Raw genomic sequence first — 15528 nt, forward strand, 5'->3', positions numbered from 1 at the left:
GTATTAGTTTAAAGTATTGTTCGGTTTCCCAATTCTTTTGAAATTGCATTTTTAATCTGATCAAGCACCATTTTTTGTTGCATCAGTTCCATCATACGATCAGCATTACCCGTTTCCTGGGCTTTTTGCATCTCCTCCAAAACCTCCTTCATTAAGATTCTCACCTTTTTGCCCTTGTATTCGTTCACCATTTTTGGAACCAAATCTTTTAATTTTTCAATTATAGACTCTACAAAACTTCCATTTTTGGTCCAAATTTTACTTTCCTCGTAAGGTTCACTTAAAATATCGGCGGCAAGCTGACTTACTTTTTCATTGGCATGATCACGGAAAAAAGTTTTTGCATTAAATTCTGGATTATTCATATTCGAACCGTATTGATCAAAAACCAATTGATACAATGGATTTATCGATTCCAGTTCATCATTTTGCAATTCGGATATAATATATGTACCAACCAGAGTAATTACCTCTTCCCCATTTTCATTTTTATCGCTAAACAATACTTCGGTACCAAAATTCAAAAGAAAGCGAACCAATGCACGCTCTTCCAGATCACATTCGTTGCCCGATCTTAGGAAACCTGAATTCTCCGCCATTCTTTTAGCGGGTTCAGGTTCATCAAAATGTGGTCGTTGATTTCTTTTCCAGGCTTCCTCCTTGCGCTTGTGAATGATTTTATTAATCTCGGTATATAAAACTCGCTCATCTACATTCAGAATACCACTACATTCTCTTACGTAAACCGAACGCACAATGGCATCGGGAATAATTGCAATGGAACGAACGATATCAATAATTAGGTTTGCACGTTTTACCGGATCATCCTGCGCATCTTTTAAAAGAAGATTTGTTTTAAAAACGATAAAGTCTGTTTCGTTTTGCTCAATATAATTGGTAAGCTCAGTCGCTCCCATAGTTTTCGAGAAAGAATCTGGATCTTCACCTTCCGGCAACAACAAAACTTTGGCATTTACCTCCTGCTCCAAAACCAAATCAATTCCTCGCAAAGATGCTTTTATCCCTGCCGCATCACCATCATAAATAATGGTAACATTATTGGTAAATCTTTTTATCAACCTGATTTGATCTGGAGTAAGTGCAGTACCAGAAGATGCAACAACATTTTCGATTCCTGCCTGATGAAAAGAAATTACATCAGTATATCCTTCAACCAAAAAGCACTTGTCGTTTTGAACAATTGATTTCTTTGCCTGAAAAATACCATACAGTACTCTACTTTTGTGATATACTTCGGATTCTGGAGAATTCAGATACTTGGCCACTTTCTTATCATTTCGAAGTGTGCGTCCCCCAAATGCCAATACTCTTCCCGCAATTCCATGAATTGGGAAAATTACCCTTCCCTTAAATCTGTCAATTAAGCGATTCTCCTTATCGATACTCAAACCTGTTTTTACAAGATATTCCTTCTTGTATCCACTATCTAAGGCTTGTTTTGAGAATGCCTCCCATTCTTCAAGACAAAATCCTATCTGAAATTTTTTAATGATGTCATCACGAAAACCACGCTCTCTTAAATAACTCATTCCAACCGCCATTCCCTGCGGATGCTGGTGCAAGTTGTGGGTAAAAGTTTTTTGGGCAAAAGAATTTACAATCATCATACTTTCCCTGTCGTTCTTTTGCTTCTCTTGTTCTGGCGATAATTCCTGTTCGATTACATCGATATTGTATTTTTTTGCCAAATATTTTAATGCACCCACATAATCGAGATGCTCATGCTCCATGATGAAGTTTACCGAGTTTCCCCCTTTACCACATCCGAAACATTTATATATACCTTTTGCTGGAGATACTGTAAATGACGGTGTTTTCTCATTATGAAAGGGACATAAACCCAAATAGTTTACACCTCTTCTTTTAAGAGTAACAAAATCCGAAACTACTTCAGATATCTCTGCAGCATCAAAAATTCTTGATATCGTAGACTGATCAATCATACGAACAAAAATAGAAAACAAGATTGATATTCGATCACCGATTAAAAACTTTTAAAATTTGATTAAAACAAACACACTATAATCAAGGCTAGCAAGTTTTATAATCATGTACTTTAGTATTCCTATTTTTTCAACTAGTACATATATAATGCGTAAATTGAATTTTTAACAAATCGAAATAATGAAACAAACATTACTACTTACAATTTTCATTTGCCTTTTAGGCTTTATTGGTAAAGCACAAGAACATTTGCCAGCTATTGAAGATTATTCTGCTTTTGCAAAAACCAAAACCCTAATTGTTTTAGATGATAATCCTATGAGCGAATACAACTTTAGGATAAAAGATGTAATTAAAAACAATTGGACAATTACTGAATATGGATTCATTTCGAATAAAGAGTTCGAGAATAAACGCTTCGATCCCAAATATTCCTTTATTATTAATAGCATTGTTACTTTTAATAAAGATAAAACCAAAGCCAGGTATAACTTTCTAAGCCTGGTTATGGGTAGTAAGGAAAAAAGAATAGCCAACATGCCCGATTTGTGCTCGGTTCCCTTATCGTACAAACATGTTCACGAAGATGTTTATTCCTACAAACTGCCTTGTTTCATCAGATTCATGCAAAATCATGTGAAATTGGTAAGTAAAAATCCTGAAATTATATCGGCCAATGTATTAAAATACTACAATAAAAATGCGTCCCTGCTTCAAGGCAAAACATTGTACCTTATTAAAGAAGAATTGCAAAAAGAGGTGAATAGTTTGGCTAAAATCCGAAAAATTTATCCCGGCAAGGTAAAAATTGTTACAAAAGAAGAGGTTGAAGAGGCAATTAATGGTAAAAAAGAAAATGTAGTGTTTCTGCACAAAGTAGGACCAGAAAGCTCAAAAATAAAAGCCAGATGTTTTAAGATTTTGGTTGGCGCCAGTGATTCTGATTTTTATTATTTTGACTATCACATGATCAAGAAGAACCAAAGCGATTCATTTTTAGAAAAAGATTTTAAACGAATAGCCCGATAAATCTAAACTCATGAAAAAACTAGTTGTATTAAGCGGTGCAGGAATGAGTGCCGAAAGTGGTATCAGAACTTTTCGCGATATGGGAGGATTGTGGAAAGAATACGATGTTATGGAAGTTGCAAGTCCTACCGCCTGGAATAATAACCCTAAGCTGGTTCATCAATTTTACAATGAAAGAAGAAAGCAATTGTTTGAATGTGAACCCAACCAAGGCCATCATCTAATAAAAAAGCTGGAAAAACACTTCGATGTGCACATTGTAACTCAAAATGTTGATGATTTACATGAAAGAGCTGGCAGCTCAAAAATTTTGCATTTGCATGGCGAATTGAAGAAAGCACGCAGTACAGTTGATTCAAGCCTGGTTTATGAACTTGATAAATGGGAGCTTGGTTTAGAAGATAAATGTGAGAAAGGATCTCCACTTCGTCCGCACATTGTGTGGTTTGGCGAAAGTGTTCCTGCTATATCCGAAGCTGCTGAAATAGTAGCCCAAGCAGATATCTTCTTAATTATAGGTACTTCACTAAATGTTTATCCTGCTGCAGGACTGATTGATTATGCACCAAACAATACTCCTGTTTACATCATTGATCCAAATCAACCTGCTATTCATTCCAAAAAAAACATCGCTTTTATCACAGAAATAGCAAGTGTAGGAATGGAAAAACTCTTCGAGATTCTAGAACTCGAATAATTTGAACTCCATTATAAAAAGCAAAAGCCGGAATGTAATATTCCGGCTTTCTTATATAATTAATGGTTTAGATTAATCATCCATAGATTCTTCTTCGATCATTGAATCAACCTCTTCTCCATTAAAACCAGAGAAGTCTCTTGAAGCTTTCAATAAATTTCCAGCATGTAAAGTAAGGTTCTTGGTTTCGTTCAAGATACCTAAGTATAGAACCGAATTTCTTGTACCAACTTTTTCAGCTTTAATTCTCTTGATTTGCTCTTTTCTGAATTTGCGAAGAGATTTCAACAAATCTTTTTGCTTTTCAAGGGCTCTTTCAATTTCAGCAGTTTCGTAATTGCTGTCTTTCAACAAGCGATTAATTGTTCTGAAGAAATCATCAAGATTGGTTTGAATGATATTTAATTCATTCACCTGCTCCTTAATTAAAGTTTTATGGTTGTTATCAACGTAATCGAAAGCTGGACCAGCAATAAAGCTCATCGAGTGCGCAATTTCACGTAAGTAATCAATCAACTGAACGTAGAAAGGACCTGTTGCGATACTATCTTCACTCAATTTCTTCATCATAATAGGCACCTGATCTTTCATCTGTTTCGCTTCCTTATCTAACTTGCCTGCTTTTTTATTGCATTCCTTCAATTTAGAACGTTCTTCGAAAGCCAATCCGTTAATGATTTTTCCATATAGATTAGGAATCTTAACTGTAATACCAGAAACTGCAAAAGTTAGCTGCTCAAAAATTCCACCCTTAATGATGATCGTATCGTCATCCTCTGTGATTTGTTGCTCTTTTGCCTGAGACTTTTTCTTGTGGAACATGTGAGAACGAACCACGAAGACTACTGCAAGAGTTAACAATCCAAGGATAGCAAATCCTCCTAACCAATTAATCAGGTTCGCGAAAATAAATGCAGCAGTAAAGGCACTAAATGCAGTAAAGAACCATCCTCCAATTACGGTAAGTACACCAGTAATACGGTAAACAGCAGAATCTCTACCCCAAGCTCTGTCTGATAATGAGGTACCCATAGCCACCATAAATGTCACGTAGGTTGTTGACAATGGCAATTTCAAGGAAGTACCAATCGAAATCAGGATACTAGCAACGGTAAGGTTAACCGATGCACGAATCATATCGAAAGCAGGCTTATCCTTAGGATCTATTCCTGGAATGGCTACTTCTTCAGGCTTAGCAAATCTACTAGCAATTCCTTGTTGAATTCCTGCCGGCATCATGCGTTTAATATTGCTGTTCGCTGATAATGAACGACGAACTAATAAACGTGCAAAGAATGATGATCCAAATTTTTCTTCTCCTTCATTTTGACTACTCAAGCCAATTTCTGTCTCGGTAACAGTTCTTGCTTTTTTAGACAACCATAGTGTTAAGGTCATTACTATACCAGCAATCACCAGTAGGTAAGTTTCCGTTTGAACTTTTTGACTCAAAATACCCATTGTCATTCCATAAGGATCTGTTCCTGGATTAGCTGCAAATGCCTGGAACGATTTGAAACCAGCCAATGGCACACCAATAAAGTTTACAAGGTCGTTACCTGCAAAGGCCATTGCCAAAGCAAATGTACCAACCAGTACAATTACCTTAAGAATATTTAAACGAACAAACAAAACCAAAGCTTGCAATAAAATTGTCCATCCAACAAATGAAACCGCAAGAATGGTTAAAGTGTTGGATTTAATCCAAGCCAAAGTGTCTTTGGTAATGAAAGAGGATCCTTTAGCACCTTTAATCAGGATAAAGTAAGTAATTGCTGTAATTGCAATACCTCCAAAAATGGCACCAAAATACTTGAATGTTTTCTCATACTTGTACGTGAAAACCAATCGTGTTACCCATTGCACCAATGAACCGGATAAGAAAGCGATAACAACACTCAACAGGATACCAGTAATAATTGCCAGTGCTTTAGCTGAGTTAATGTAACTTCCTAAATCAAGCAAACTTTGATCGGCAGAGTTCATAATCTTAACCACGGCAACTGCAACAGCAGCTCCAAGCAACTCAAATACAATGGATACTGTAGTTGAAGTTGGCAGACCTACGGTGTTGTAAAAATCCAACAGAATAATATCTGTTAGCATTACCGCAATAAAAATGATCATGATTTCTGCAAAGTAGAATTGATCTGGGTGAAAAATCCCTTTACGGGCTACCTCCATCATACCACTCGAGAAAGTTGCTCCTATCAAAATCCCAAGACTGGCAATAGTCATAATTACCCAACGAGGGGCGGCCTTAGAGCCAAATGCTGAGTTTAGGAAATTAACGGCGTCGTTACTCACGCCCACGATAAGATCGCTAATGGCTAGCGCAAATAGCACTACCACAATTAGTAAATAAAAGTTCTCCATGTTATTAAGTTCGTAAATTCATCGCAAACATACTAACACATGGAGACTAAAATGTTTCGTTTTTATTACGTTTGTGTTAACTCTGTGTTAACTTTTTTTATTCTTCAGATTTGTTAAGCTTAACTAAATAATCTGCAGTAGCAACATTTAAAGCCATTGGAACATTGTTAATTACACATGTTCTAATTAACGTTTGAATGTCATGTTCGTGACCATGAGGAGTTTCGGCATCTATTAAAAATATTACTTCATCAACCTTTCCTTCCAGAATTTGAGCCGCCAATAAAATATCACCACCATTGGGTCCATGACCAAAAGCTTCAACCTCAAGATCGAGCACTGAGTTCAATATTTCAGACGTATTTGTGGTTCCTATAAGCTTATGTTTTTTCAATTCATCAAGATGTCTTTTTACCCATGCAAGCATCACACTCTTCTTTTCGTTATGCGCAACTAAGGCAATTGTTTTTTTACTTTCCATATCTAATCTCTTATTAATTTTTAATCTTATACTTAAAATCTATAGTGTAGTACAAGTGTATGAAATCAAAAAAAAACGCATTTGTTAAAAGAACTCTATCTATTCAATTAAGTTTTTTGTATTTTTCTGATTAGTACAACAAATAAACAAAGTATTCTTCAAATCAGTAATAAAATCGTAAATTTGTTAATATTATATTAATGCTAGCAATATGAACTACCTATCTAAAATACTGTTATTGTCAGTTCTAATATGTGGAATTGGCTTAAGTTCTTGTAAGAAAGAGGCGAAAGAACCAGTAAAAAAAGAAACAACTAAAAAAGTTGCCCCAAAGAAAGAGGTTAAAAAAACAACTCCAAAACCTGTTGAAAAGAAAAAATTGGAACCTGTTGTTGAAAAAGTTCCAAACAAGTACTTTTTAATTGTTGCAAGTTTTGAAAACAGAGCTAATGCTGAGAAACTTCAATCGAAATTAAAGACGGAAGGCTATGTTGCTGACATTCATAATGCAAAAAATGGATTCTTCAGAGTTTCTTACAAAGCTTTTTCGGATAGAAAACTAGCATTTCAGGAATTGGCATCTGTTCGAACAACTGAAGAACACAAAGACACCTGGCTATATATCAAACGATAATTTTTAGGACATGGCAAAACTAAGCTATCTATTCATTCCCCTTTTTCTTTTACTGATATCCTGTAAAGATGAGAAAAAGGTTACTACTGTTAGTAAGGACAATGTTGTTGAGCAAACAGCTAAAAGACAGGTTCCGGAGTTAACACCTCCGCCTGAAAAACCAGAACCTAAATTAAGTAGTGCTGAAATTGCCAAGAACCGTGAAATTTTCGACTATCATATTGTTGCAGCCAGCTACAATTATCAAAAACAGGCAGATGCCTTTAAAGACAGATTGTATCAAAAAGGTTATCCTTCCATTGTATTGGAAAATAACGGAAAATTTCGAGTAGTGCTTCAATCATTTAATAACAAAGAATCGGCAATAAAAGAATTGAAACGCTTGAGAAAGCTGAATAAAAAACCTGATTTGTGGTTGCTTCGTCAATAAAGTTGAAGAAGCATTACTGTTGAAAAGATAACAACCAAACCTAGCATAAAACCTGCATATACCTGTAAAGGAGTGTGCAGGTTTAATTTTAATCGGGAGTATCCCAACAATCCTGCCAATAAAATTCCTGCAATAAAATATACTCTTAACGAACCAGCATAAAGAATGGTAAAACTTAATACCATTCCTATAAATCCGCCAATACCAGCCATGTGAATACTAATTTTCCATTTGGTTGAGATTAGAGCAATAACACCAATAGAAATAATTGCCGCTAACTGCAGATGAGCAATAATTCTGGTAATTGGAAATTTCATTAAAAGGTAAAACCCCAGAGAATAAAAAATAATGGTAAAGGCCAATGGCACTAGTCTCTCTCTTCTTTCACTTAAGCCATAATCCGAAACAAATTTTTGGACCTTTAAAAGAGGAAGTACGCTTATTGGAAGAAGTATGGTTGAAATTCCAACTATCAGATATATAACACGAATCAATTGAGGTGGAGTAAAATCAAGAAAAGTACCTGAGTGAAATATTACAAAAATTGAATACAAAGGCATTAACATTGGATGCGCTACTCCTGAAATTATTCTTGAAAGATTCATATTATTACTTTTGTGCTGGGAAACAAATGATGTTATTACTTATTTATCAAACAAAATAAAGCTGCAAAAATAACTCTTTTTGCAGCAGTCTCTGATAATATTATACTTTTTCTATACTTCGATCTTACAATTCCTTTCTTAAACGAGCCACTGGAATATTCAATTGCTCACGATATTTCGCCACTGTTCTACGTGCTATTTGGTAGGATTTTTCCTTTAAAATGGCCGCCAACTTATCATCGGTCAATGGCTTTTTCTTATCCTCATTGTCAATACATTCCTGAAGAATCTTTTTGATTTCACGAGTAGAAACTTCTTCACCAGTATCGGTTTGCAAACCCTCCGAAAAGAAATATTTTAACGAAAAAATACCAAAATGTGTTTGAATGTATTTCGAATTCGACACACGAGAAATGGTTGAGATATCCAATCCTGTGATATCAGCAATATCTTTCAAAATCATTGGTTTCAATTTTCTCTCATCACCTTCCATAAAATACTCGCGCTGGAATTCAATAATTGCATTCATGGTTACCATCAGCGTATTTTGGCGTTGCTTAATGGCATCAATAAACCATTTTGCAGAATCCAGTTTCTGTTTCACGAACATTACTGCATCTTTCTGCTCTTTGCTTTGATTTTTTTTGTTGCCAGCATAATCCTGAATCATTTCAGAATAGGTGCGACTAACATGCAATTCAGGAACATTACGCGCATTTAGGCTTAATCGCAAATCACCATCTTCCTCTTCCAGGATAAAATCAGGAATAATGGTCGGCGATGCTTTAATCATCGGATTATTGAAAGCTCCTCCTGGTTTTGGATTCAATTTCAAAATTTCATCAATTGCACATTTGAAATCTTCATCATTGGCACCAACGCGTTTCTGAATTTTATCGTAATGCTTCTTGGTAAATTCGTCGAAATGCTTTTTCAAAATAAGATGAGCCAACTTTACATCAGGATTGTGTTTTCCCTTTCGGGATATCTGAAGCAACAAACATTCTTGCAAGTCGCGCGCACCTACTCCTGCCGGATCGAAATCCTGAATTACGCGAAGCAGCTCTACCAACTCTTCGAACGAAGTTTCGATTCCTGTTGAGAAAGCCAAGTCATCAACAATACTATCAATATCTCTTCTCAGGTAACCATCTTCATCAATATTCCCAATCAGATATTCGGTTAATGCAGCTTTTTCAGGCTCCAATATTCTCAATCCCAATTGAGAAATCAACAATTCGTGGAAAGTAGTTCCTCCTGAAAAAGGAATTTCCTCGTGCTTATCGTCTTTGGAATAATTTTGTGCCGATAATTTATAAGAAGGTATATCCTCTTCGTTCATATAATCCTCTAAAGTAAATTCTTCTTTATCGGCATCACGATCGTTGCTATCTTCTGTTTGAACTGACTCTTGAAAATCTTCTACTTTTTCGCCTTCTTCAAGAACCGGATTTTCTTCCAGCTCCTTCTTGATTCTCTCCTCAAGCTGCAAAGTTGGAAGTTCCAACAGCTTTATCACCTGTATTTGCTGCGGCGATAACTTTTGTAATAACTTTTGCTGTAAACTTTGCTTTAGCATTCTGTTTCATGTTCTGGTTTAGTCGAAGCAAGGTACATAATCTCCGCTGAACTAACAAATATCAAGCCAAAACGAAAAGGTTAAAAAAGATTAAAGGAAAATAGCAATCAGCTTTTAGCTCACAGGTATCTGCCTCTAATCTTATGAATTTCGTGTTTCAACTTGATTTCGGGGTACTAATAAATCCCCTATTGGATTATTGATTAGGAATCAGATTAAATATGATGATTAAGATGAATGCAAATGATTTTCATGATGTATTAAGATTTTGCAATACCATATATAGGTATACCTTTTTTCGTCGCAGGAAACCAAAATTCATTTCTCTGGGCTATTACGTACCGCTAGTGCTTAATTTACAAAACACCAATCTTAATCTTTGCGTTCTTTTAAATTAAAATCTCTGCTCCCTTTGCGTGAAACAAAAAACCGCATCACTTTAGTGACACGGCTTTATATATTTTCATGTAAAGACGTAGCATGCTACATCTCTACTAAAATTCCGCATTCTTAGGTGTTCTTGGGAAAGGAATTACGTCGCGGATGTTACCCATACCAGTAACAAACAACATCATTCTTTCGAAACCAAGACCGAAACCAGAGTGAGTTGCAGATCCAAAACGACGAGTATCCAAGTACCAATCCATATCTTCTGCAGGAACATTCATTTCTTTCATTCTGGTCATTAATTTGTTAAGATCTTCCTCACGTTGTGATCCACCAACAATTTCACCAATACCTGGGAACAAGATATCCATAGCAGCAACAGTTTTTCCATCATCGTTTTGCTTCATGTAGAATGCCTTGATATCCTTAGGATAATCGATCAGGATCACTGGCTTCTGGAATTTCTTCTCAACCAAATATCTTTCGTGCTCCGATTGTAGATCAGCTCCCCAGCCGTCAATCAAATACTGGAATTTCTTCTTCTTGTTTGGCTTAGAGTTACGAAGAATATCGATAGCTTCTGTATAAGTCAAACGAACAAAATCGTTCTCCAATACAAAGTTCAACTTCTCAATCAACTCCATTGAACGATCTTCCTCTTTCAAACCTTTTTCTTCTTCTTGCAGGCGTTTGCTTAAGAATTGAAGGTCATCCATACAATTATCTAAAGCATATTTAATCATATACTTCAAGAATTCTTCAGCCAAATCCATGTTATCTTTGATATCATAGAATGCCATTTCAGGTTCAATCATCCAGAACTCTGCCAAGTGACGAGTTGTATTTGAGTTTTCGGCACGGAAAGTAGGACCAAAAGTGTAAATTTCACCCAAAGCCATAGCTCCCAACTCACCTTCTAGCTGACCAGAAACGGTAAGATTGGTTTCTTTTCCGAAGAAATCTTCTTTATAGTTGATTGTTCCATCCTCGTTTAAAGGTGGATTTTTAGGATCAAGTGTTGATACTCTAAACATTTCGCCAGCACCTTCAGCATCCGAACCTGTAATTAATGGAGTATGCATGTAATAGAATCCTTTCTTGTTAAAGAACTCGTGAACAGCATAAGCCATTGCATGACGAATACGGAATACTGCACTAAATGTATTGGTACGGAAACGCAAGTGCGCCTTTTCTCTTAAGAACTCTAAAGAGTGTTTTTTAGGTTGCAATGGATACTTTTCAGGATCAGCAACACCTAATACCTCAATATTTTTAGCAGCAATCTCAACTGATTGTCCACTACCTTGCGATTCAATAATTTCTCCATCAACAGAAATGGCTGCACCCGTTGTGATCTTTTTCAACAAGTCCTCATTAAAATTAGGAACATCAACAACTACCTGAAGATTTTGAATAGTAGAACCATCATTTAAAGCCACAAAATTAATTTGCTTGTTACCGCGCTTTGTTCTTACCCATCCTTTCACATTCACCGTACTGCCTGCTTCTGCAGAAGCCAACAGATCTTTGATCTTAATTCTTTTCTGTTCCATTTTAATTAATACTTAATGAGACTTTTTAGCTGGCAGCACAAGCTGTCAGCTCTCAGCCATTCCCATTCTCAAACAGGAATAACTTATTCTAAATATTTCTATTTGTGAACGATAATGCATCAAAAAATCACTTTGCGCAAAATCGAACTACAAAAATATAAAAATTGATTGCAATACGGTTTACTCTGTGCTAATTAATTGAAAAAAAGACGAAACAGATTCTAGGTACAGATATCGAACTTCAACTCCTTGCCAAAAATCATTATCAAAACAATTGAAAATATTGATTGAACTCTAAACGATCCTATGACTTTAAGTCGCAATTGATTGTACAAACCCAAATATGAAGGTCTTTCGCTATGACATTTTCAGCCAGAGTACATTAGTAAATTGGCATAACTTCTTCTTTAAAGTTTAACCATGGTAATTTCTAATTTTGACCATGGTATAATAAATTTTTTACCATGATATAAAATTATTAACTTGTTTAGGCGCTATTAACCAGGAAATCAAAACAATTTCATCTGTACCTAATTAAATTTTAAAACCTATGACTATTCAATACCGAGCTGTTAAAATTGTACCTCCCAGTAAAAAAGAGGAAGAGGTAAATTGTTACTACCCACGAGTTACCAAGCGAATTAAAAAAGATATTCGAGATATTGCTGAGCAAATTTCCTTGTTTTCAACACACAGTACAGCCGATGTTGTTGGCGTACTGGAGGCATTTGTCATTCTCATTTCCCAAAATTTAAAAAGCAACTGTAGTATAGAACTTGGCGATTTGGGTACATTCTCACTACATATTCAATCTGAAGGAGCCGAAACACCTGAAAAATTAGGCAGGCACAATATTAAAGGAGTAAGAATGGCTTTTCGCCCTAGTGTAAGAATGAAAAAGGAATTACAAAATCTGCATTTCACAAAAATTGAATAGAGCGTGTTAATTGTGAATAATCTATGCTTTTAAAATTTCGATAAAATACAATACTAGAAAGAAATTTATAAGCTTATTTGGAAGCCACTAGTTCGATTAGGGATCAAATAAATATTTTTTTCAAGATTTTTTACAATTGTGTAAATAACTGATTTTCTGAAATCTTAGTGTCAGAATTATAAAATATCATATTTGGGGTTTATGATTTTTTAACGAGATTATTAACTTTAGCGTTTGCATCAATCAAAGTAAATCAATGATTCAAAATAAGTTAGTCAGTTCCATTCAGGAAACGATTCAAAAAAACTGGGAACACCCAGCGTTTACAAACTACCAAAAAGACACGATTACATTTCAGGAAGTAGCCCAAAGAATTCAATGGATGCACTTTCTGTTTAAAGAACTCGGAATTAAAAAAGGCGATAAGGTTGCAGTTATTGGTCGTAACCTAAACAACTGGGCTGTTACCTATTTGGGCACCCTTACTTATGGTGCGGTTATCGTTCCTATTCTGCCTGATTTTAATTCAAGTGACATTCACCATATTGTTACTCACTCTGAGTCGAAATTGCTTTTTGCCACCGAGAACATTTTCAATAAAATTGATGATGATAAAATGAAAAAGTTGATGGGGATCATTTCTCTTGGAGAATTTGAACCTCTTTGCTCTTCATGCGATAAACTAAATAAGGCGATAGAAAAAGCAAATAAGAAATCGAAGGAAATAGAGGTAAGTAAGGATAAATTAAACTTTGCCGATCCTAAAAAGGATGACATTGCGGTTCTTTCCTATACTTCGGGTACTTCCGGATTCTCGAAAGGTGTAATGTTGCCTTTTAAAAGTTTATACTCAAACGTAAAAATAGGTTTTGATCATATTGATTTGAACCCACAAGATACAGTAGTTTCTTTTCTGCCTTTGGCTCACGTTTTTGGTTGTTTGTTCGAATTCTTAACCGAGTTTTGCTGTGGATGCCATGTGGTATTTTTATCGCGTGTTCCTACTCCACAAATCATTACCAAAGCTTTTCAGGATGTAAAACCTAAACTGATTTGTTTGGTTCCACTGATTATGGAGAAAATCTACAAGAAAAGAATTCTTCCAGTACTGGAAAGCCGCAGGGTAAAACTAATGCTTAAGATTCCTCTGTTGGAGAAGAAAATCTATAAGAAAATCAGAACCTCACTGATCGAAACCTTTGGAGGTAATTTTATTGAGGTAATTATTGGTGGTGCTGCTTTAAACAAAGAAGTTGAAGATTTCCTGAAGAAAATCGAATTCCCTTTCACTGTTGGATATGGAATGACAGAATGTGGTCCGTTAATTAGTTACAGTCCTACACAAAAATTTCGATCTCATTCATGTGGTAAGGTGGTTGATCGCATGCAAGTGCGAATCGATTCAGAGGATCCGTATAAGGTTGTAGGTGAAATTCAGGTGAAAGGTGACAATGTAATGAAAGGCTATTACAAAAATCCTGAAGCTACCGCCGAAGCCATGACCGAAGATGGATGGCTACGCACCGGCGATTTGGGAATTATCGATGCCGATGATACAATATATATACGTGGTAGAAGTAAAAACATGCTTTTAGGACCATCGGGGCAGAACATTTACCCTGAAGAAATTGAAGCGGCTTTGAATAATATGCCATTTGTTCAGGAATCCATAGTTACCGATGATAAAGATCACAAGCTTATTGCCTTAATCTATCCGGATTATGAAGCTTGTGATGCAGAAGGATTGAACAAAGATGAAATTCAACAAGCTTTAGATAAAGACAAGCAGATTATTAACAAGTCTTTGCCTGCTTACATGAAGGTTTCGAGAATCATACTGTTCCCTGAAGAATTTAAGAAAACTCCTAAGCGAAATATTAAACGATACTTGTATACAAATTTGTATCGCGAGTAAAAAGAAAGCCGATCTGTTTAGATCGGCTTATTTTTTAAGCAATCCTCTTTGCAATTTTGTGCGATGATTTAATTTGAATACCAAATCAACTACAGGCATTAAGAACAATTGTGTTTTTGTATCGTTATTTAAATAGTAAGTTTTGTATCCTGCCGATACTGAAAACTTACTATCTCTATGCCAATGTATTTTCCCTTGACTCTCTATTGCATATTCTCCACCAAAATCGATATTGTAATAGTCGGCCGAAATTGAAAAGTTAAAATTTCGATAAATATTTCCTGCCAACTCTAAACCTGCAAAATATACTTTTTGGTCATCATAGTAGGAAGCCGATCGTTGATACAGGAAATAATAATCCAACTTTGGAAAATTATCATCGCCAGTTTTCAAAGAGAAATCAAAACCAACACGAGCTGTTAATACCAAATCTGGTGTACGAATAAAACAATCTTCAGGTTGTGGGTTAAGTATTCGACTTAATATCAATTCATTTCTAAATGTGAAAATATGCGGAATATCGGCAGTTTTGGGTATCTGATCCTTAAAACCTAAACTTTTTGCCCATTTTAGTCCTAAAGTAGGATAATAGAAGGTATGCTGACTCGATAAAATGGTATTCTTCCCAAACCATTGATGTTTAAATCCAATATTTGGTGCCAATGGAAAAAGTAATAATTCCGAGTTCAATTCAGTTTTGGGATAATTACCATACCTACTTTTGGCCAAAACACTTAAGTGTATTTCGCCCATTGGAACAACCTTTGCACCTCTATCTGTCCAGGAACTGTAATAATCAATTCTCTCTCCTCCAACTAACGGCACCTGAGCATATGCCGCTGATATATAGAAAGTACTTACCAGGAATAAAAAAATTAACTTTCTCATAGGTTATAGCTTTAAATAGTAAGCGTAAAATTCTTCAATTTATTATAAAATC

13 protein-coding genes are annotated in these 15528 nt (G+C 35.5%); 6 read left to right on the plus strand and 7 right to left on the minus strand.

Annotation, left to right across the window (positions count from 1 at the left end; genetic code table 11):
• Nucleotides 1-8 precede the first annotated feature (8 nt).
• Complete coding sequence (gene dnaG, locus ACKPCA_RS14970) at nt 9-1964, minus strand: DNA primase (protein ID WP_321279832.1); 1956 nt, start codon at nt 1962-1964, stop codon at nt 9-11.
• A 181-nt stretch (nt 1965-2145) separates the two neighbouring features.
• Between dnaG and ACKPCA_RS14975 the strand changes: the two genes are divergently transcribed.
• Nucleotides 2146-2994 (plus strand): hypothetical protein, encoded by an 849-nt coding sequence (locus ACKPCA_RS14975; RefSeq protein WP_321279834.1) that lies wholly within the window; start codon nt 2146-2148, stop codon nt 2992-2994.
• A 10-nt stretch (nt 2995-3004) separates the two neighbouring features.
• Entirely contained in the window at nt 3005-3691 is a 687-nt protein-coding gene (locus ACKPCA_RS14980) for an SIR2 family NAD-dependent protein deacylase (RefSeq protein ID WP_321279836.1), read from the plus strand.
• A gap of 72 nt (nt 3692-3763) precedes the next feature.
• On the opposite strand, the gene ACKPCA_RS14985 is transcribed toward ACKPCA_RS14980, so the two are convergent.
• Nucleotides 3764-6067 (minus strand): inorganic phosphate transporter, encoded by a 2304-nt coding sequence (locus tag ACKPCA_RS14985; RefSeq protein ID WP_321279838.1) that lies wholly within the window; start codon nt 6065-6067, stop codon nt 3764-3766.
• Between the two features lie 97 nt (nt 6068-6164).
• On the minus strand, nt 6165-6548 hold the full coding sequence (locus ACKPCA_RS14990) for a methylglyoxal synthase (protein WP_054721724.1): 384 nt from the start codon (nt 6546-6548) through the stop codon (nt 6165-6167).
• Between the two features lie 211 nt (nt 6549-6759).
• On the opposite strand from ACKPCA_RS14990, the gene ACKPCA_RS14995 reads away from it, so the two are divergent.
• Both ACKPCA_RS14995 and ACKPCA_RS15000 read left to right on the plus strand, forming a co-directional pair.
• A complete protein-coding gene (locus ACKPCA_RS14995; RefSeq protein WP_083464730.1) occupies nt 6760-7182 on the plus strand; it encodes an SPOR domain-containing protein in 423 nt (140 codons plus the stop codon).
• Between the two features lie 10 nt (nt 7183-7192).
• On the plus strand, nt 7193-7612 hold the full coding sequence (locus ACKPCA_RS15000; RefSeq protein WP_321279840.1) for an SPOR domain-containing protein: 420 nt from the start codon (nt 7193-7195) through the stop codon (nt 7610-7612).
• On the opposite strand, the gene ACKPCA_RS15005 is transcribed toward ACKPCA_RS15000, so the two are convergent.
• The 3 genes from ACKPCA_RS15005 to asnS form a co-directional block, all read right to left on the minus strand.
• Nucleotides 7606-8217, minus strand: coding sequence for a hypothetical protein (locus ACKPCA_RS15005; protein ID WP_321279841.1), 612 nt, complete (start codon nt 8215-8217; stop codon nt 7606-7608). The genes ACKPCA_RS15000 and ACKPCA_RS15005 overlap by 7 nt on opposite strands.
• A gap of 124 nt (nt 8218-8341) precedes the next feature.
• Entirely contained in the window at nt 8342-9796 is a 1455-nt protein-coding gene (gene rpoN / locus ACKPCA_RS15010; RefSeq protein WP_321279842.1) for an RNA polymerase factor sigma-54, read from the minus strand.
• A 494-nt stretch (nt 9797-10290) separates the two neighbouring features.
• On the minus strand, nt 10291-11736 hold the full coding sequence (asnS, locus tag ACKPCA_RS15015; RefSeq protein ID WP_321279843.1) for an asparagine--tRNA ligase: 1446 nt from the start codon (nt 11734-11736) through the stop codon (nt 10291-10293).
• Nucleotides 11737-12286: 550 nt separating this feature from the next.
• Here asnS and ACKPCA_RS15020 point away from each other — a divergent pair.
• Both ACKPCA_RS15020 and ACKPCA_RS15025 read left to right on the plus strand, forming a co-directional pair.
• Nucleotides 12287-12673, plus strand: coding sequence for an HU family DNA-binding protein (locus ACKPCA_RS15020; protein ID WP_321279845.1), 387 nt, complete (start codon nt 12287-12289; stop codon nt 12671-12673).
• Nucleotides 12674-12929: 256 nt separating this feature from the next.
• Nucleotides 12930-14588 (plus strand): AMP-binding protein, encoded by a 1659-nt coding sequence (locus ACKPCA_RS15025; protein ID WP_321279847.1) that lies wholly within the window; start codon nt 12930-12932, stop codon nt 14586-14588.
• 27 nt (nt 14589-14615) lie between these two features.
• On the opposite strand, the gene ACKPCA_RS15030 is transcribed toward ACKPCA_RS15025, so the two are convergent.
• The gene (locus ACKPCA_RS15030; protein WP_321279848.1) at nt 14616-15476 is read right to left on the minus strand and encodes a hypothetical protein; all 861 of its coding nucleotides are present in this window, start codon (nt 15474-15476) and stop codon (nt 14616-14618) included.
• Nucleotides 15477-15528 lie beyond the last annotated feature (52 nt).

The sequence above is a fragment of the Marinifilum fragile genome (assembly GCF_963677365.1).
GTDB classification, from domain to species: domain Bacteria; phylum Bacteroidota; class Bacteroidia; order Bacteroidales; family Marinifilaceae; genus Marinifilum; species Marinifilum fragile.

What these genes read in the sequence shown, in the direction of transcription:
- dnaG (WP_321279832.1), bottom strand. Translation starts at nt 1,964, where the DNA reads ATGATTGATCAGTCTACGATATCAAGAATTTTTGATGCTGCAGAGATA.
- ACKPCA_RS14975 (WP_321279834.1), top strand. Translation starts at nt 2,146, where the DNA reads ATGAAACAAACATTACTACTTACAATTTTCATTTGCCTTTTAGGCTTT.
- ACKPCA_RS14980 (WP_321279836.1), top strand. Translation starts at nt 3,005, where the DNA reads ATGAAAAAACTAGTTGTATTAAGCGGTGCAGGAATGAGTGCCGAAAGT.
- ACKPCA_RS14985 (WP_321279838.1), bottom strand. Translation starts at nt 6,067, where the DNA reads ATGGAGAACTTTTATTTACTAATTGTGGTAGTGCTATTTGCGCTAGCC.
- ACKPCA_RS14990 (WP_054721724.1), bottom strand. Translation starts at nt 6,548, where the DNA reads ATGGAAAGTAAAAAAACAATTGCCTTAGTTGCGCATAACGAAAAGAAG.
- ACKPCA_RS14995 (WP_083464730.1), top strand. Translation starts at nt 6,760, where the DNA reads ATGAACTACCTATCTAAAATACTGTTATTGTCAGTTCTAATATGTGGA.
- ACKPCA_RS15000 (WP_321279840.1), top strand. Translation starts at nt 7,193, where the DNA reads ATGGCAAAACTAAGCTATCTATTCATTCCCCTTTTTCTTTTACTGATA.
- ACKPCA_RS15005 (WP_321279841.1), bottom strand. Translation starts at nt 8,217, where the DNA reads ATGAATCTTTCAAGAATAATTTCAGGAGTAGCGCATCCAATGTTAATG.
- rpoN (WP_321279842.1), bottom strand. Translation starts at nt 9,796, where the DNA reads ATGCTAAAGCAAAGTTTACAGCAAAAGTTATTACAAAAGTTATCGCCG.
- asnS (WP_321279843.1), bottom strand. Translation starts at nt 11,736, where the DNA reads ATGGAACAGAAAAGAATTAAGATCAAAGATCTGTTGGCTTCTGCAGAA.
- ACKPCA_RS15020 (WP_321279845.1), top strand. Translation starts at nt 12,287, where the DNA reads ATGACTATTCAATACCGAGCTGTTAAAATTGTACCTCCCAGTAAAAAA.
- ACKPCA_RS15025 (WP_321279847.1), top strand. Translation starts at nt 12,930, where the DNA reads ATGATTCAAAATAAGTTAGTCAGTTCCATTCAGGAAACGATTCAAAAA.
- ACKPCA_RS15030 (WP_321279848.1), bottom strand. Translation starts at nt 15,476, where the DNA reads ATGAGAAAGTTAATTTTTTTATTCCTGGTAAGTACTTTCTATATATCA.